This is a genomic window from Paenibacillus turpanensis (assembly GCF_011421635.1).
Taxonomy (GTDB): domain Bacteria; phylum Bacillota; class Bacilli; order Paenibacillales; family YIM-B00363; genus Paenibacillus_AK; species Paenibacillus_AK turpanensis.
The window spans coordinates 99468-117075 of record NZ_WTLI01000017.1; the positions used below are offsets into that span (position 1 = coordinate 99468).

The 17608-nt window shown below is 47.2% G+C and carries 14 protein-coding genes and 1 pseudogene; 14 read left to right on the plus strand and 1 reads right to left on the minus strand.

Annotated features, from left to right (window positions below):
- Positions 1 to 101: 101 nt before the first annotated feature.
- The 3 genes and pseudogenes from GQS10_RS23255 to GQS10_RS16270 form a co-directional block, all read left to right on the plus strand.
- A pseudogene (locus GQS10_RS23255) lies at positions 102 to 410 on the plus strand (helix-turn-helix transcriptional regulator); the annotation flags it as partial.
- A 126-nt stretch (positions 411 to 536) separates the two neighbouring features.
- Positions 537 to 1019, plus strand: coding sequence for an AraC family transcriptional regulator (locus GQS10_RS23260; protein ID WP_243735218.1), 483 nt, complete (start codon positions 537 to 539; stop codon positions 1017 to 1019).
- Positions 1020 to 1031: 12 nt separating this feature from the next.
- Positions 1032 to 1607, plus strand: a complete 576-nt coding sequence (locus tag GQS10_RS16270) for a GNAT family N-acetyltransferase (RefSeq protein ID WP_166244068.1) — start codon at positions 1032 to 1034, stop codon at positions 1605 to 1607.
- A 118-nt stretch (positions 1608 to 1725) separates the two neighbouring features.
- Here the strand turns inward: GQS10_RS16270 and GQS10_RS16275 are convergent, their stop codons facing one another.
- Positions 1726 to 2505, minus strand: a complete 780-nt coding sequence (locus GQS10_RS16275; protein ID WP_166244125.1) for a helix-turn-helix domain-containing protein — start codon at positions 2503 to 2505, stop codon at positions 1726 to 1728.
- A gap of 105 nt (positions 2506 to 2610) precedes the next feature.
- Between GQS10_RS16275 and pyk the strand changes: the two genes are divergently transcribed.
- The 11 genes from pyk to GQS10_RS16330 all read left to right on the plus strand — a co-directional run bounded on the left by pyk (position 2611) and on the right by GQS10_RS16330 (position 17577).
- On the plus strand, positions 2611 to 4026 hold the full coding sequence (gene pyk / locus GQS10_RS16280) for a pyruvate kinase (RefSeq protein ID WP_166244070.1): 1416 nt from the start codon (positions 2611 to 2613) through the stop codon (positions 4024 to 4026).
- A 240-nt stretch (positions 4027 to 4266) separates the two neighbouring features.
- The gene (gene essC, locus GQS10_RS16285; RefSeq protein ID WP_166244072.1) at positions 4267 to 8262 is read left to right on the plus strand and encodes a type VII secretion protein EssC; all 3996 of its coding nucleotides are present in this window, start codon (positions 4267 to 4269) and stop codon (positions 8260 to 8262) included.
- A gap of 22 nt (positions 8263 to 8284) precedes the next feature.
- Complete coding sequence (locus tag GQS10_RS16290) at positions 8285 to 8551, plus strand: EsaB/YukD family protein (RefSeq protein ID WP_166244074.1); 267 nt, start codon at positions 8285 to 8287, stop codon at positions 8549 to 8551.
- Between the two features lie 19 nt (positions 8552 to 8570).
- Positions 8571 to 9983: a hypothetical protein gene (locus tag GQS10_RS16295; protein WP_166244076.1), complete on the plus strand. Its 1413-nt coding sequence runs from the start codon at positions 8571 to 8573 to the stop codon at positions 9981 to 9983.
- Between the two features lie 23 nt (positions 9984 to 10006).
- The gene (locus GQS10_RS16300) at positions 10007 to 10354 is read left to right on the plus strand and encodes a hypothetical protein (protein ID WP_166244078.1); all 348 of its coding nucleotides are present in this window, start codon (positions 10007 to 10009) and stop codon (positions 10352 to 10354) included.
- A gap of 279 nt (positions 10355 to 10633) precedes the next feature.
- Positions 10634 to 11737: an SAF domain-containing protein gene (locus GQS10_RS16305; protein ID WP_166244080.1), complete on the plus strand. Its 1104-nt coding sequence runs from the start codon at positions 10634 to 10636 to the stop codon at positions 11735 to 11737.
- Between the two features lie 5 nt (positions 11738 to 11742).
- Positions 11743 to 12321 (plus strand): hypothetical protein, encoded by a 579-nt coding sequence (locus GQS10_RS16310; RefSeq protein ID WP_166244082.1) that lies wholly within the window; start codon positions 11743 to 11745, stop codon positions 12319 to 12321.
- Positions 12322 to 12325: 4 nt separating this feature from the next.
- Complete coding sequence (locus GQS10_RS16315) at positions 12326 to 13147, plus strand: hypothetical protein (RefSeq protein WP_166244084.1); 822 nt, start codon at positions 12326 to 12328, stop codon at positions 13145 to 13147.
- A complete protein-coding gene (locus GQS10_RS16320; RefSeq protein WP_207952309.1) occupies positions 13144 to 14997 on the plus strand; it encodes an ATPase, T2SS/T4P/T4SS family in 1854 nt (617 codons plus the stop codon). The genes GQS10_RS16315 and GQS10_RS16320 overlap by 4 nt, the downstream gene beginning before the upstream one ends.
- Positions 14994 to 17063 (plus strand): hypothetical protein, encoded by a 2070-nt coding sequence (locus GQS10_RS16325; RefSeq protein ID WP_166244086.1) that lies wholly within the window; start codon positions 14994 to 14996, stop codon positions 17061 to 17063. Before GQS10_RS16320 ends, GQS10_RS16325 begins: the two co-directional genes overlap by 4 nt.
- Before the next feature lie 13 nt (positions 17064 to 17076).
- Positions 17077 to 17577, plus strand: coding sequence for a hypothetical protein (locus GQS10_RS16330; protein ID WP_166244088.1), 501 nt, complete (start codon positions 17077 to 17079; stop codon positions 17575 to 17577).
- Positions 17578 to 17608 lie beyond the last annotated feature (31 nt).

Sequence of the window (17608 nt, forward strand, 5' to 3'; positions counted from 1 at the left end):
GTAAAGTTTTTCTTTCGTTCACCATACGCTCATTTCCTTGAGTCTCTTATTTGGAAGTATAATGGTAGAAATCGAAAACGTTTCTACAAGGGGATGTAAAGATGACTCATGATTATATTGAACGTGTGAATCGGGTGATCCACTACATCAAAGAACACCGGGACCGCAAGCTGACGCTTGACGAACTGGCCGCCTACTCCAACTTTTCAAAGTTCCATTTTAGCCGAATATTTAGTTCGATTGTCGGAAAAACCCCCATGGCGTATGTTAATGAGCTGCGTTTGCAGTATTCCATTGACCTATTAATCAACACGAGCAAAAGCATTTTAGACATTTCACAATGCTGTGGGTTCGAATCGGTGGCAACATTTAATGCGGCTTTTAAGAAGCATTTTCAGAAAACGCCGAGCGAGATCAGAGCGGATTATAAACATAGCAATATCTCATTACTTCCTAGCAATATGCAAGCAGAATTATCCAATCCTCTCCGTTACTATAAGAAAAACGAAAGTAACTTTCTAAGGAGGATTTGGGCGATGAATATGACAATCAAGGAGCTTCCGGCGTACGAGGTGGCGTTTGCCAGACATATCGGCAGTTATTTAGACACTCATCATGCATGGGGGAAGCTGGGAGAATGGGCCGGTAAGCATGGGCTCACGCCGCTTAACCACTATTTTATCGGAATCTCTTTGGACGATCCGAATGCCGTGGATGAATTCGCCTGCCGTTACGATGCCTGTGTGACATTGCCGGAAGGCTTTGAAAAGAAAGAGGAGGGGGACATTCGGTTTAAAACGCTCCCCGGCGGAGAATATGCTCTCTTCCAATTTTACGACACAATCGACAAGCTCGGCATCACTTATCAAAGCATATTTGGTCAGTGGCTTCCGAACAGCAACTACGAAGCTGACGACCGACCATGCCTTGAATTTTGTATGAATGATCCCTCAATGGACGAGGAAGGGAAATGCAAGGTCGATTTATATGTACCGATCAAACCGAAAAATGCTGCGTAGAAAGGGATTTATATGGATACTAATGTACTGTTTACTGCGTTTCCTATAATCGAGTCTGACCGGCTGGTATTAAAAAAGATGGATACGAGCCATCTTGAAGACGTATTCGACATCTATAGTAATGATAAGGTGTTCGAGTACTGCGGAATCATCCCGAAACATAATAAAGAGACGGTTAAATCGATGATTGGGCATTTTGAGAGGGATTATCTGAAAAAGTCACGGGTGAAATGGGGAATCTTCGAGGCCGCCGATGATCAAAAGCTGGTAGGGATTATGGAAGTATTCGATTTGAACCAGAAGGTGAATATGGTGACGATCGGTTACTTTTTGGCGGAAGCCTATTGGGGAAAAGGCATTGCGACTCATGCGGTCAAAGTATTGATGCGATATCTGTTTCAGGATGTCGGCGTTAACCGAATTCAGGCGGAAGTGATGCCTCCGAATGAGAGCTCGAAGAAGGTGCTGCTTAAGAATGGTTTCAGCAAGGAAGGTACGCTGCGGCAAGCGTCATTATGGTCGGGGAAAGGCATTGTGGATCTGGAGATTTATGGTATTTTAAAAAACGACTATCCACTTGATGCGTAAATGGACGGCGGGCTTCTACTCGAACAGGGTAGGAGCTTGTTTTTTTGGGCTTGATTCGATGCTGGCAGAACAGCCGCAGTCGGTCCTGCTAGTTGAATGTATTGAATATAACCTCCTCTTAAACCAACCGCTTTCGCTCGTCCAAATCATCCGAAGGCTTCCGCCCAGTGATGCCTCGAAAAATCCGATGAAAGTACGATACATCGCTGTACCCCAAATATTCCGAAATTTCCCCCACCGTCAGCTGAGACTCGGTCAACAAATATTCAGCTGTTCGGATCCGCTGCGCATGCACAAATTCGCTGATCGTTTGTCCTGTAACAGCTTTAAACAGCGAGGCTGCATGGTTCGGGCTGCGTTCGATGACGTCGCCGAGTACCTCTTTTGTGATTTTGCTGCGGTAATTTTGCTGAATATACAGTTTCATCGCCTCAACGTGCTTGATTTTTTCGGGTGAGGCCGCGCCCCGATCCAGCTCCCGATTCCAAAGGGTCATGATTTCCGTGAAAAGGGCAGCGGCGTAAATGTCATAATAGGACGGCTTGTCAAGCCATTGGGTGTTTACCCTTTTCATCCGTTCAAGGACCAGCTCGTAGCAGCCGATTTTGGAATGAACAGCCTGCCTGGAAGCAAGCACAGGAAGTAATGGTAAAACGCCTTTGCAATCAAATTCAACGATATATTTTGAATGCATAACCGTCGGCACCGTTTTCCAATAATAAGGAAATCCTGAGGGGATAAGAAGGGCATCGCCTTTTTCCAAAATGACTTTCTTTCCCTGAACCCAGTACACACAGGTACCGTAAGTCACCAAAACAAAGCTGATCTGATCGGGGCTGCATTTTTCCTCAAAGCCATTCATCCCATGGTCCTGCCGCACATGCTGGATCGAAAGCATTCGTATCACCGCTTCATACTATTTTACAAGCATCATACTATAATTCATGGTTTTTGGGAGGCCTTTTCCCTACACTGAAGAAAATAACGATGGGAGCTGATCGGTTTGAGAAAGACGAAAATCGTTTGCACGCTGGGGCCTTCTTGTGATTCGGGGCATATTTTACGTGAGATGATTCGGGCTGGTATGAATATTGCAAGATTAAACATGGCGCATGGGGAGCTGGATGAGCATCGGGAACGCATTCGCAAGGTGAGAGAGGCCGCGGAGAACGAGCAGGCCTATGTTCCCGTGCTGATGGATATTAAAGGTCCTGAAGTGAGAATTGGAAAGCTGAAGGAGGATTTTGTCGAGTTAGTCAGCGGCGCGGACATCATCCTAACCACGGAGCAAATTCTCGGCGATTCCACAAAGATTCCGGTGAATTATGAAGAGATGCCGAAAGTAGTCAAGCCCAACTCACGAATTTTAATCGATGACGGTCTCATTGAGCTAAAAGTGAAGTCCACTTCGGATCATGAAATTTTGTGCTCCGTTGTTAATGGCGGGAAGCTGAAACCGCGTAAAGGGGTCAATCTTCCGGGGGTTCATACGACACTGCCAGGCGTGACGGAGCGGGATGTGAAGCATGTTCTTTTTGGGATTGAGAACGGAATTGAGATCATAGCGATGTCTTTTGTGAGAAAAGCGGAGGATATTCTAGAGCTGCGGGAGATTTTGAAGGAAAACCACGGGGAGCACATTCAGATTATATCGAAAATCGAAAACGATGAGGGCGTAGCGAATCTGGATGCGATTATCGAGGCTTCCGATGGGATTATGGTAGCGCGTGGAGATCTCGGTGTCGAGATTCCGGTCGAAGAGGTGCCGCTCGTCCAGAAAGAGATCGTGGAAAAATGCAATGCGGCAGGAAAGCCGGTTATTGTGGCCACGCATATGCTCGATTCCATGCAGGTGAACCCGCGGCCGACCCGGGCGGAGGTAAGCGATGTGTCCGCCGCCGTATTGCAAGGAGCGGACCTCGTTATGCTGTCAGGGGAAAGCGCAGCCGGCAAATATCCGGTGGAATCTGTGCGCATGATGGCAACCATCGCTGAAAAAGCGGAGTCCGTCATGGACTACACCGAGCAGTTCAACAAACGGCAGGCGCAGCACGGGCCGAGCATTACCGAGGTGATCAGCCAAGCAGCGGTTCGTTCAACATTCGAGCTGGATGCCAAAGCGATTCTTACACCGACGGAGAGCGGATTTACGGCTCGGATGGTTTCGAAGTATCGCCCCAAAGCGCCAATCATTGCGATCACACAGCACCCGGAGGTGATCCGGAAGCTTTGCCTTCTGTGGGGTGTGATTCCGGTACTCGGGGAGCCGGTTGCCTCAACAGACGAAATGCTGGATTCCGCGATGAAAAACAGCTTGGCCACAGGCATCGTTCGTCAGGGTGATTATGTTGTGATGTCCGCAGGGGTGCCGATCGGTAGAGCGGGGACGACGAATTTGATTCGCATCGAACAAGTATAGGGAGGCATAGCAAGCTTCCATTCTCAGATATAGATGCTGTTTGTGAGAGGAAGGAAAACTATTGCTAGGAATTAGGGGTGCCAATGAGGCACCTTTTTTTATAGTTAAAATAGATCCATCTCTCCTAAAGATATGGAACTTTTTGTATGGTAAAATAAGGATGTGTAGTAGGTTTATTTTGTTAATTGTGTACAAGTTCTCATGGATTATATAGAAAATAACAGAGGAGAGGTAGCTTTCATGCTCCACATGCAACCAAACGAGCATCGTTCATTGAAGCACCAAATTCAACGTACACCCCGGCTGGTACCCTCCTATCCGGAAGGAGAGCTGAAGCTGGAGGACCCGGCCCGTCCGACAACGAAGCCGACGATCTCTTGGCTGTCGATACTTCTTCCACCGCTAGTAATGCTTACGATCACAATATTTGTGTCGACCTTTACACGATCGGTCTACATTTTGGTGATGACAATGGGAATGACGTTGGTTTCTGTATTGGTCTCCGTTTTGAACTATAGCAGTAATGTGAAAAATCATCACCAGAAAAACAAAAAGCTAACGCGAAAATATACCGATTACTTATTCCAGGTCCGCAACGAGCTCGTTGAGGCCTCTAATCAGCAGCGTAATGCGATGAGCTTCATTCATCCTTCTGTTGAGGGCTGCTATGATATTGCGCGTCATCAGCGTAAGCAGTTGTGGGAGCGAACCGCAATTGAAAACGATTTTTTGGAAATACGGATTGGGATTGGCGAGAGGGGGATGGGCAGGGTCCCTCAGTATACTCCGAAAAGTCGTGCCGTGGATGAGGAAAATCCGGCGGAGCGTATTGCTGTACAGATATGCGAGGAATGGCAAAGGGTCAGGGATGTACCTTTCAGCTTGCCGCTTACGGATATCAGTACGCTAGGGTTCTTCGGAAAGCGGAGCGAAGTTCGATCGTTTGTTTATGCATTTATTACCCAAGTGACTACCCACCATGGTTATGATGACATTCGTTTGATCGGACTGATCCGGCCCGGAGAGCTGGAAGAGTGGGACTGGATTCGCTGGCTTCCTCATACATGGGGAAAAGACCGCAAAGTACGGTTCTTGGCAGCCTCACCGAATGAGGCGATAGAGCTGGCAGATCTCCTGCTGCCGGTTCTGCGCACACGTGAGCAAAGTAAGAACGTGAATATGATTAGTAGAAAAACGCGTCTTCCGCATCTTGTTGTACTTATGCTCGCGCCTGAATTTTGGGAGCAATCGGAGATCATGAAATATGTGCTTGCGAACGATATGAATTTGGCGATGACAAGTGTGTTTATTTCGGAAAAAATAGACTACGAACTTCCACTCAATTGTCAGGTTATCGTCGAGGTTAAGGATGGCACAGGCTGTATCCGCAAGGATGTTCATCATAGGCTGGATGAGGCCGGAAAAACTTTTCGTGCTGATTTGGCCGGCTTGGAGGCTTCCGACGCGTATGCAAGATCATTGGCTCCCATACGGCTGAAGGATTTGGATGACCACGGTCACATTCCGACGATGGTTACGTTCCTAGATAGCTTTGACGTTAAAAGTGTCGAAGAGCTTCGTCTAACGGAACGCTGGGAGCAGCATAAAGCGAATCGTTCCTTAGCAGTGCCTTTGGGCCGGGGACAGGCGGGGAAAATGCTAATTTTTGATTTGCATGAGAAGGCTTATGGGCCGCATGGCCTAGTGGCCGGTACAACTGGTTCAGGGAAAAGTGAGCTGCTTCAATCGCTCTTACTGGCACTTGCGGTGAATTACCACCCCCATGAAGTAGCATTCGTACTTATCGATTATAAAGGGGGAGGAATGGCTAACGCATTTACCGGCATTCCCCATCTCGTCGGAACGATTACGAATTTAAGCGGGAACCAAATTCTCCGTGCACTTGCCTCTATTAAAAGTGAACTTCAGCGCAGGCAGCGATTATTTAGTGAAGTGGATGTTACGAATATTGATGATTATATTGTCATGGCCCGAAAAGATTCCCTGCTTGAGCCATTACCACATTTGCTTATGGTTGTTGACGAGTTTGCCGAGCTAAAATCGGATCAGCCCGAATTCATGAAGGAGCTGGTGAGTGCCGCACGGGTTGGCCGGAGCTTAGGTATTCATTTGATTCTAGCTACACAGAAGCCGTCCGGAGTCGTAGACGACCAGATTTGGAGTAATTCCCGATTTAAGCTGTGCTTAAAAGTGCAAACGACGGCAGACAGCCAGGAAATGCTGAAGCGTCCTGAAGCAGCAGAAATTACTGAGAAAGGACGCGGGTATCTCCAAGTAGGCAATAATGAAGTGTTTACGTTGTTCCAATCCTCTTGGAGCGGTGCTCCTTATGAAGAAAAGGGATCAACGAAGACTACAGGTGGTCAAGCCTACGTTGTAGGTCTTCAGGGCTCAAGAGCACCATTGGTGTGGAGCCAGCCTAAGGAACAAAGCGAGAAGAAGCCTACACAGCTGCAGGTTGTTGTAAATCAAATTGTGAAACAATCTGAGCTACACGGTGTGCAACGTGCGTTTCAACTGTGGCAACCTCCACTCCCAACTAAGGTTCACTTAAATCAATTGATTGAGAAGGAGCAGAATTGGAACGGTCGAGAATGGGAGACGGCAACGGATTACTTGGTTATCCCTATTGGCATCGTAGACCATCCAATGCGCCAAGTACAATTCCCACTAAAGATTGATTTTAGCCGAAACGGTCACCTGTTGATTTATGGTCTACCCGGAACGGGTAAAACCATGCTATTGAAAACGATAATGATGGCATTGGCCTTAAAGTACAGTCCAGATGATATTCACATGTATATTTTGGATTTTGGAACACGAACATTAGGGGTGTTTCGAAACCTTCCTCACGTAGGAGAAGTGGTATATCCCGAGGATGAGGAGAAGCTTGAAAAGCTGTTAAGCTGGATGCTTGGGGAATTGGAGATTCGCAAACGGAAATTCGCAGAACGCGGAATTAGCAACCTCGTATCGTATAGGACTGCTACGGGTGAGCAGGTTCCTGCAATTCTGATCGTTCTCGACAACTATACGAATTTTCAAGAAGCCAGTATCGATCGGGTGACGGACATTGTGAAGCTTGTGAGAGAAGGCGGCAATTATGGGTTTTATTTCGTTTCTGCGGCAAATGCCGTCAATTCCTTTCCTTATCGCATCACGCAGAATGTCACCCAAATGCTCGTATTCCAATTGTCGGAGAGATCGGAATATACAGCAATTGTAGGAAGAACGAATGGGCTGGAGCCGGAGAAAACACCTGGAAGAGGCTTAGCTAAGGATTCAACCCCATTGGAATTCCAAGCAGCATTACCTGCCGAGGGCTTGTCGGATGATCAAGTTTCGGAGAGCATCCGTATGCAGTGTGATGCAATGAAAGCAGTGTTCCATAAACCGGTTGCCCAGTCTATATCGGTTGCCGAATCCGTAACGATTCAAGAATTGCTGTTTAAGACAAAGGAGTCTTTAACAACGGAACAACTTCAGACCGCGTTCCCCATTGGATTGAACATGGAGAATATACAGCCGGTGATTGTAGACCTTCGACGGACAGCTGTTTGTGCCATATCGTATGTAAATGCCGCAGAAGCATCATCACAACTGGAGTGCCTTGTTCGAACACTTGCAGCTTCTTTTCAAAAGGTCAAATTCGGTATTGTAGCTTCTGAAGGCATGAAATCTCTTAATGGGGAAACGGGTTCCTCATGGGAGGAAAAGCGTTTAAGCACCGGGATAGAGCTGCTAGCTTATACATCAGCGGTCATATCAGAGCTTCAGGAACGAAAAAATGATTCCAGGCAGGCAGCCGTTTGTGCCGTCGAACATGACGAAGCGGATTATATTGCGTCACGGTACCCACTGATCGTGATCGTCATCCCGAACCTAAAATCGGCAATCCATTGGATGGATGATGAATCGCTAGGCCATGTAGAGCGTATTGCCCGGTATGGCTCGGGGTTAGGAGTGCTGCTGTTGGTTGGGTCAACTGCCGAGGAATGGCTTCAATTGAAAATGACTGTCTTCGTGAAGCTGCTGATGGATCAGAGACACACCTTGTTAAGCGGGGGACTGCTAAAGGAGCATGGGGCTTTTATTGACGATTTAAAAGACAACGGGCTGGAAATCAACAAACGAATCGGAGAAGGAGAAGCTTACTTTTTATTGGAAGACATGCATTATCGGGTGAAGCTGCCAATCTCGATGGACAAGATATAGTGGGAAAAGAGGGTTTCGGCGTATGATCGTAACGGTAAGTCTTGAAGATGAGCATACGAAGCAGTTGGATGTTGAGCTTCCTTCGGAGCTGCCTGTTCAAGCATTTCTTGACCTTCTGGTACAAGCGTATTGGTTGACAGAGCCGGCGGGTAGCAACCATGGTTACTACATAGAAATTAGAGTGTCCGATCGGGAATGGATCCTATTCCCCGGGGATGGTATGCTCACAAGTGAAAATTGTGCCGATGGTGCGCGTATCGTAATCCGCAGAACAGAAGCGGCATCATGAACCGAGTGGGGGCCAAACGATGAAGATACGATCGTTGCTGTTTGGATCACGTTCCGTTAAAAAAATTCACCTAGTATGCTCTCCTGATTTAAGCATGTTGCTGTCTTATTTTCTAGAGAATGAGGGGTTTGCTGTTACGGGGAATCATCATTCCTACGCGGATTTTTTGACTGATCTAAAGAGTCGGGAAATCGATGGATCCTCTATCGTGTTCATAGAAGGATCGGTGGGGCTGCAGCATCCTGTGCAGTCGAGCTCCATTCTAAAGCACATGGCGGATATAAGGAAGTACGGCAAGTCACTGCGAATCATAGTACAGCTGCCAGACGAGCTTCAACAGGAAATTGAATTTATCCGTCAAATGGTTCATCTTCGTATTCATGATCTGCAATTTTTTACTAGTTATCAGGGCGACGACATTCTAAATTGGATCCGTGAGAAAAAAACAACGCGCGATTATTATGCCGTTATAGGAAAACCCAAACGAGGTCTATTCGGCTGGTTAAGCGGTAAGAAGGCAAATATCGATAGCATAACAGTGGAGGCGGCCTTCCCTGAGCAGGAGACGAGTTTAAAGAAGGATGAAGCAGTCCATCCTTCTTTAAAGGTACGCCCTGTATTAGGTGAGCTTTCGTCGGAGGAGATGAAGAGAATAACGTCAGCAGAGGAGGAGGCAGCACCTGTGCTTGACCATACTTCTCCTTTTTTCAAGGAAGCACCGCTTGCTGGTATGCCCCTAGTCATTAGTATATGCGGAGCGAGGGGGGACGAAGATGTCGGTGCCGCTGCCTTTTTGCTTGCTGCAGGGCTTGCCAAGCTTGGCTGGAAGCCGCTTGTTTGCGGCGATGACCGCCAGGAAATTAGCTCGCTCGAAGAACTGGCCTTTCAAGGTGAACGGGAAGATCGAAGCTCAAAGATGTTTGAGTATGAAGGTATAACCTTCTACCGCAGAGAGCATCGCTGGGATATTTCAGAGCTTATGCTAAGCGGATACTCACATATCATATTATGGATTGATATGTTTAAAGAGAGGCCCGGGCTGAATGGTCTCGAGCTTTGGCTGAATGCGCAAGTGCCGATCGTTGTCGGACATGGGGCAATGTGGAAATATGAGCTTTTGAAGGAAAGACTAAGTATGTATAGTCCGTATGAGAGAAGACGCTGCAGGCTGCTGCTTGAGAGCGGACAACAGCTTGTTCTTCAAAGACTAAAACAGGACTTTGATGATTTACGGACCTATTTAATTCCGGGATACGAGGACCCGCTGTATCCGGATGAGACCGCGGTAGATTGGGTATCCAAGCTGCTAGTCGTTACCAAGAAGCCTATCAAGAAGACAATCATGCTTTGGGGGGCTGTGGGAGCGGTGTTCCTGCTTACTTTGATATTAATCAGTTTGGGATTATCGTTCTCTCCTGAGAGTGCGGGATAACATTATTGTTAAGGGGGTTCCCGATGGTAAGCTCAACATATGTATACGGATTAAGTGAAAGCTGTGAGCGTTTGCTAACCAGTACAGAGGCATGCAAGAACGATATGGATGAAGCAATATACGATATCAGAGATTATTGGGTAGGAATGGGGCAAGCTGATTTTGAAGCCGATTGCAGGTTATGGATGAGAAAGACCGATCAGCTCTATCGAGCAATTCTTAATCTCCAATCCGGCCTATCACGATATGCCGATCAATTGCAGCGTGAAGAGGAAAGAGCACGCCGTGAGGAGGAAGAACGAATTCGTCGCGAACAAGCTGCGGCAGAAATGGCTAGACCAGGTTGGTCCGCTCCCTATTCCTATTTATGATAGGACATTTGGTATAAACAATTATTAATCTAATGGAACCATGTCTTAATGAAAAGTTTTTGAAAAGTCGCATAATGCGACTTTTTTTTGTGCGATTTAGGTGCGTATTCTATTTTTTAAGCAAAATGTGAGTTTCTTCCCGTATCCTGAGAACCTATTGAAACCCAAAACGGCGTGGTAATATGTGGAAGGGATGAGAAAAAACGCAACTTGGTCCCATTGATTAAAATCAGTATTGTGAAAGATGACTTATCTATTTGGTTGACGGAGGGACTTATTGTGGCTGTTCGGAAGGTGAAAAAAGTCGTTTTATATTCAACCATCTCCGGGATTTTAGTTGCTATATTAACGTCGGGTGTGTGGTTCGCTACCTATCGTTTCTATACGGCCAAGCTGTTGGAAGAGAGGCAATCTTTTGAGAAGCAGCTGGCCCAACGAAATTCGCTGCTTCAACGTTATCAGGATGAGTCGAAAAAGGCGTATGTGCTGCAGTCAGCCAAACAAGCAGGCGAGATCATCGGGGCTATGGATTTGCGGGAAGAAAAAATTCCCAGCCATGTAACCCCTGGAAATGTGGTGCTCGACCCTAAAGACCTAGTGGGTAAGCACTTAAAAATTAATGCCTTAGCGGGAACCATGCTTACTTCCGATATGGTTCGGGACGCAAGTAAGATGGATTCTACAGAACGCAAGCACGAGTCCCAATATATTCGTCTACCGCTGCGAATTCAAAAGACGGATGTTGTCGATATTCGGATCGTATTTCCGAACGGTGAAGACTACATTGTAGTCGCTAAGAAAAAGCTGTCTGATGTTCATGCCGGACAACAGCTTGCCTTTTTTAATGTAACAGAAGAAGAACTCATGATTTTGCAATCGGCACTTGTCGATAGCTACATGAGGGAAGCTGAGCTTTACGCTGTTCCATATGTAGATCCGGAGTTCCAGGAGCGGGCGGTTGTGACGTATGTCCCTACTATGGATGTACTGCGTGCGATGCAAACTGACCCTGGCATTATCGATAAAGCAAAGCTAGCGGCGATGGCGCTTCTTCGTCCGGACTTAGATAGACGAATGAATGAATTGCCTGAAGGAAGCAAGGTTCGGATCGGTGCGGATCTGCCAAGCGGCAGTGGTGTAAGTAAGCGAATCTCAGAGGGAGGGAGAGCTCCCTTAGGTCCGGAGGAAGAAGGTGTAACTGTACCACAGCCGGCGGCACCGAACCCCGGGATGCAGCCGCAAACTCAAGCTAACACTGCTCCCGTTCAAATGCCGGTCGAGCCGCCTCAGAATCAAGGGGCCCCTGCAGCCGATGGAACCCAGCCTTCTCCTTCGGCTCCAGATGTGTCAACAGGAAATAGCACAAGTCTTCTAGGAGGATAAACCTAATGCGTCTTGGCATTCTGGGCAATTGCGCAAAGCATGATTTGGTTCTAGTACTTGCAGCACTAATACAATCCCATCGCGGAGAATCGGTCTCCGTTGGAACAAAGGAAGAGAGGGTATATCCCTACTTTAACGGAGAAGTTTCCCAGATTGCGATCCATCCGCTCGATAAAGATGAAGGCAGTATCATCATTCATGACCTACACGAAATTCCGGAAGAAGCATCAATATATGAGAAGATATTCCTGGTAACGACTTTCGACCGATACTCTATCGACTTTATGGAGAGTGCAAGCCGAGTGGTGAAGTTTGACGCTGTTGTACTCATCTCAGCCCCTTGCAGCATAACACCAAAATTCATTGAGCAGCGGCTGCAGGAGCAAGAGTCTCCACGCTTCTATGTGTACGAGGAAGATGCGAAACGAAGAATAGATATGGTCTTTGACGGTCGTATCCCACTAAAGAAGCTTTCCGCTGATTTTGTAGACACAATGAATGATATTTTGATCGAGCATTTTGAAGTGCCTTCTAAGAGCATTAAGAAATTATGGAGCTATGCTGCCAAGAGGTTAGGGGGGTGAGCGTATGATTGTCGCATGCTGGGGACCAGTTCATGGCCAAGTCGGCACCACGAGTAATTTAGTGGCTATCGCTACATTATTGGCATTGGATTATCACTTGCGGATTCTGGTATGTCACTCGCATTCGGAGCCTTCTCTTCTTGAGCGAAATTATATGCGCAATCCCAAGTCGGAGCTTCTTCTGGAGGGAGGCGGCTTGGACGCAATCGGACGACTTGTGCACTGCGGACTGTTAACTCCGGAGGGGCTGAGAGATAATACAGAATCCGTGCTTAAGAACAGGCTGGATTTCTTAGCGGGTCCGGACTCGCTTCAGACTGGGAGCATCATGGAAATAATGGTCCCTCTACTTGAGGTATCAAAAAGCTACTATGATCTCACATTTGTGGATATCGTTCCGGGAGCTCAAAACCCTTTATCCGACCTTGTTCTTACTCATGCGGATCTAGTGGTGGTGAATTTGAATCAAAACGAGGGTTTGCTGGAACAGTTCTTTACGAAGACCTCATGGCCGACACATCTCGAGCAAAAACGGATTTTGTATGTATTGGGAAAATTCGAGCGTTCATCGAAATATACGATGAAGCGTCTTTCGAAGCGTTTTGCCATGTCCGAATCGTCTTTGCATGCGGTCCCTTATCAATCTAAATATATGGACGCACTCAATGAGCAGCTTGCATTAGAATATTTGATTCGTGCTTCAAATGCGAAGGCGCGTATGCTGGAGTTCAACGAAGATGCATATTTTATTGCTTCCATTCGGCGGTTCAATGAACAAATGCTTAAGATGTTAGAGCTTTCTCCGAGAGCGGAGGTCACGGTATGATTAACGCCATTCTAATCCTACTGATTACAATCGCACTTCTTGCTGGGCTGCTTATGCTCATGAGGAGAAAGCGTCAGAAGCTGAGTGATAAAGATGAGGGACGTTTTAATCTAGAGGATATTCAGGCGTTCGTCCGGGCGGCTCTGCAAGAAGCGATATCCGCATCGATTTACGAGGGCAATGTGAATGATGAGGAGTTTAACCGCAGGAAAGCCCGGAAGAATGAGCTGAGGAAAGCCTTGCGCAATTGTATGCATGGAGATATCGCCTCCAAGCGTTACGTTAAGGCATATATGAAGGACATCTTAGTCAGTGCTTACGGGTTCGATGAAGAAAATGTGAATGAGGTTATCCCTTTCGACCGACGGGATCGACTGACTCCTCAGCACATGTTTGACATTCTGCTTCATGTCTACCAGAAAAAATACGGTTTGAATGCGCTCAATGAATTGATCAGAAAGCATGGACTTGACCAACTGCGGCAGTTCGAGGATGGTGCCCGCTGTTATAAGATCACTGCTGAAGACATCAAGAAAGTGTATTTTGAAGAGATGCCTGCATTGTCCTTAAGCGATAAGCTGGATATTATCGTTCAGCGTGTGTATCAAGCCTATAAAGGACTAGGGGCAATCGATGAGATCCGAGATCAAAACATTGACGGTGTTAACGGAGGGACGAGCGGTCTTCCGCCTGATGTCTCCCAATCCCTTGACATGGGCGACTATTTAGGACAGCGAACCAAAATTCCGAGGGCTCATGACGCAATCTGGATATTCTATCGTGGAAAATCAATTCACTTATCGTTCCTTAGCTTCGAAAGTGATCTGGAATTAAAGAGGGTTTGTCAAAACATCTACACGTTCGGAAGTCCGGGTCAATTAAATGAGACGAACGGGTATATGGTTAATGATATGGCCGACGGAAGCCGTGTCGTCGTGGTACGGCCTAAGATGTCGGAGAGCTGGGCATTCTTCGTGCGAAAGTTTGATATTTCCAAAGCGGAATTGGAAGAGCTGCTTCAGGATGATAACGCGGACCTTGTGATCGACATGATTAAGTTTTTGATCAAGGGTGCTAGAATTACCGGTATTACCGGTCAGCAGGGGACGGGGAAGACGACGCTTCTCATGGCCATGGTCAAGCATATTGATGGCACGTTAAATTTAAGGATTCAAGAAATGGCGTTCGAGCTTCGTTTACGCAAAATTTATCCGACACGCAACATTTTATCATTTCGGGAAACACCCACAGTTAGCGGTCAACAAGGGCTAGATACACAGAAGAAAACGGATGGCGCTGTTAACATTCTAGGTGAAGTTGCGACACATCCAATCGCGAGCTGGATGATTCAGATGGCTCAGGTTGCTTCTTTGTTCACCTTGTTTACCCACCACGCGAAGACCTTCCCAAGCTTAATCTACTCACTGCGCAACAGCTTGCTTGCTACCGGTGTGTTCTCCAATGAAAAAATCGCAGAAAAACAAGTTGTTGATGTAATTGGTTTTAACATTCATTTAGTGAAGAATGAAGCGGGGCATCGTTACATTGAGCGCATTACCGAATGCGTTCCGCTGGACGATACGGCTTCCTACCCGTCCGCATACAAGAATATGCCGGACTTGGAAAGTAAGCTCGATGCGTTTATGGATACGATGACCGAATATTTCGCTCGCTCAACAGATCGTAAATCGTTTGATTTTCAAAACGTCGTGGAGTGGCGGGACGGAGCGTACATCGCGGGTCCCCGGCTGACCGAGCGAAATATACGCGAGATGCTGCGTCATATGAATTCCGAGGATGCAAAGCAGTTTCGGGCATTTCTGGACCGGTATTGGGGGGAAGCCTCATGAACCCGATGGTTCTTCTGCTTGTCATGGTCGTGGTCATTCTTACATTAATCCTACTTCTGCTGCTTGTTCTTGCTACAGCACAGGCACAAGGCTCCCATGATCTTAAACGGCTGAAGGCACTCTTGCCGAAGCAAAAGAAGCAGCGCTCCTTTAACGGGTTCTCTGAGCGAGTTTACCCCTATATGCGCGAACTCCCGATTGTTTCTCTATTAATGAGGCGCGCACGCTCTAGATTCACCGCGATTTATGCAGGGGATGAGCGAGTGGTACGCAGTAAGTCCGTTGAGGTTACGTTGCTTGTAATCGCGTCGGTCAGTGCAGTCGTTCTATTCTCTTTTCTTTTGACATCGGAATGGCGCATTCGCTTTGCCATTATATTCTCAGCTATCTATATCGGCAGTGTGATCAGCGATATGATGATCGGCCGCGTCGAGAAAAAGCTGCTTTACGGTCAATCAGAGTTCATGCTTGATTTGAGGCATGAATATCACCAAACGCACATGGTCGTAGAAAGCTTTGAGAGAACGGCCGAGAAGTCCAGCCGTCTAATGGCAGTACACGCAAGGCAAATTGCGGACGTTCTAAAAGCTGTTGATCCTGAGGACGAGCTTCGTAAATATTACGAGGTTGCGCCGAATCGATATATGAAGCAGCTTGCCGGGATTAGCTTTAACACAGCTGAGTATGGTGACGGTGATGAGAGTAAGGAAGGTAAGTCGCTTTTCTTAAACGGCCTTGGAAAAATTAATGAAGAAATTCGGATGGATATCATTCGGAGAGAGAAGCTGGATAATCTCCTCGGGGGAATCGTATTCGTTGCTGTCGCACCGGTCTTTATGATAGACCCGCTGCGCAAATGGGGTGAGAGTAATTTCCCAATGATGGCGGATTACTATAACTCGCATTGGGGGCTATATTCACTTCTTCTATTATATGGGTTAATTGTAGGCTGTTTTATCAGTCTTCGAATGATTCGTGGGCTTGATGGGGATTCCCAAGCGGTGAAAGAAGAGGGGAAGTGGCTGCGGAGACTTCTACAATCGAAACAAATTCGCGCCTTAGTGGAACGCCTTGTACCACCAAGTCATCGGATCGGTTACTTCCGGGTTCAGCAGCAGCTCAGGGAAGCGAACTCCCATATGTCGATCAAGGAACTGTATACACAGAAGGCAGTGCTTAGTGTAGGTATTTTTTTGTTCCTCATCATCGCTCAGCTGTATATCCACGGAATTATACGAGATCATCTGCTTCACCCGAAGCCTGCGGCCGTCGCGGGGGCGGGACAATCCAGTGCGGATACAGAATCGTTTGTGCAACAGGAGCAATATTTGGCGCAGCTGATGCGTGAGCTGATCACAATGAATGTGCCGAGTGATCGTCTTGAAGGGTATGCGCTCGAGAAGCTTCAGGGACAGCCATACATGCCAACTGGGAAGGAGGCAGAGCTTCTGGCTAAGGAGCTGGCGCAAGCGCGGCTGCAGTACGAGAGAGAAACGTTTCGGTGGACGGATTACTTGCTGGCTATAGCAGTTGGCTGGGGGAGCTACTGGATTCCAAACCTGCTGCTGATCGTTCGGCGGTCCATGCGAAAATGGGAGATGCAGAATGAAGTAGATGGCTTCTACTCTATCGTCGGGATGCTCTCCGGAATGTCGCGAATCAGTGTCTATGAAATCCTGGAGTGGATGCATCGTTACAGTTACATCTTTGAGAAGCAGCTGTTCCGATGCTTGATGGACTATGAATCCGGTTCCTGGCAAGCGCTGGAACGATTAAAGGATGAGGTACGCTTTCCTCCGTTTGAGCGAATTATAGAAAGGCTGCAAGTTTCTACAGAGCTGATTCCGATCAAAAAGGCTTTTGATGATTTCGAACAGGAACGAAGCTTTGCCATGGAGCAGCGCAAGCTGATGTACGAGCAGATGGTAAACCGGAAAGCAAGCATCGGTAAGCTTGTCGGCTTCCTTCCGCTGCAAGCAACCTTTGTTGTGTATTTGCTGGTTCCCTTCTGTTTTATGGCGTTCCAGCAGTTGGGTGAACTCAATAAGCTGACAGGCAGTATGTAAAGGAGGCAGTCGGATGGGCAACATTGAGAAATTCCTTTACTGGACAATCGGTGTACTGGTGACGATGTTGGTTATTAGCACCGGGCTGCTGCTGTGGAACAAGACCAAGCCGATTATGACGCTTGCCAATAAAGAGGCAGCAGCGCAAGCCCAGCTGATTACAGATGCGCAGTTTTCTGCCTACGATAATCAGATCGTGAGCGGGGCGCAGGTTGTAACCGCATATCGAAGGTATGCCACACAGGAAGCCTTTTATTTATATATTCGCATGTACAAATCAGGTACTTATACAGACTTTGGGATGACCCCAAAGGGAGGTGGTTATACATGTCCCCGATTTAGCTTTAGCTTAGGTCAATTGGTGAGCGGTAGTCCGATGAGCTGCAGTGTTAAGGAGGAGCAAATTACCAAGTTTGGCGGTACCTATTATGTCCCGCCTCAGGCCAGCTTTAGATCGACTATCGTTCGGGATGTGAACAAGCGCGTTACGGCTATTTACTTTGACATGCAGTAATTGATCGGAGAGGTAGAATAAGGAGGAGATT

Excerpts from the sequence above, each read along its gene's own strand:
- GQS10_RS23260 (WP_243735218.1), top strand. The coding sequence starts at position 537 with ATGAATATGACAATCAAGGAGCTTCCGGCGTACGAGGTGGCGTTTGCC.
- essC (WP_166244072.1), top strand. The coding sequence starts at position 4,267 with ATGCTCCACATGCAACCAAACGAGCATCGTTCATTGAAGCACCAAATT.
- GQS10_RS16290 (WP_166244074.1), top strand. The coding sequence starts at position 8,285 with ATGATCGTAACGGTAAGTCTTGAAGATGAGCATACGAAGCAGTTGGAT.
- GQS10_RS16315 (WP_166244084.1), top strand. The coding sequence starts at position 12,326 with ATGATTGTCGCATGCTGGGGACCAGTTCATGGCCAAGTCGGCACCACG.
- GQS10_RS16295 (WP_166244076.1), top strand. The coding sequence starts at position 8,571 with ATGAAGATACGATCGTTGCTGTTTGGATCACGTTCCGTTAAAAAAATT.
- GQS10_RS16310 (WP_166244082.1), top strand. The coding sequence starts at position 11,743 with ATGCGTCTTGGCATTCTGGGCAATTGCGCAAAGCATGATTTGGTTCTA.
- GQS10_RS16270 (WP_166244068.1), top strand. The coding sequence starts at position 1,032 with ATGGATACTAATGTACTGTTTACTGCGTTTCCTATAATCGAGTCTGAC.
- GQS10_RS16300 (WP_166244078.1), top strand. The coding sequence starts at position 10,007 with ATGGTAAGCTCAACATATGTATACGGATTAAGTGAAAGCTGTGAGCGT.
- GQS10_RS16320 (WP_207952309.1), top strand. The coding sequence starts at position 13,144 with ATGATTAACGCCATTCTAATCCTACTGATTACAATCGCACTTCTTGCT.
- GQS10_RS16325 (WP_166244086.1), top strand. The coding sequence starts at position 14,994 with ATGAACCCGATGGTTCTTCTGCTTGTCATGGTCGTGGTCATTCTTACA.
- GQS10_RS16275 (WP_166244125.1), bottom strand. The coding sequence starts at position 2,505 with ATGCTTTCGATCCAGCATGTGCGGCAGGACCATGGGATGAATGGCTTT.
- GQS10_RS16330 (WP_166244088.1), top strand. The coding sequence starts at position 17,077 with ATGGGCAACATTGAGAAATTCCTTTACTGGACAATCGGTGTACTGGTG.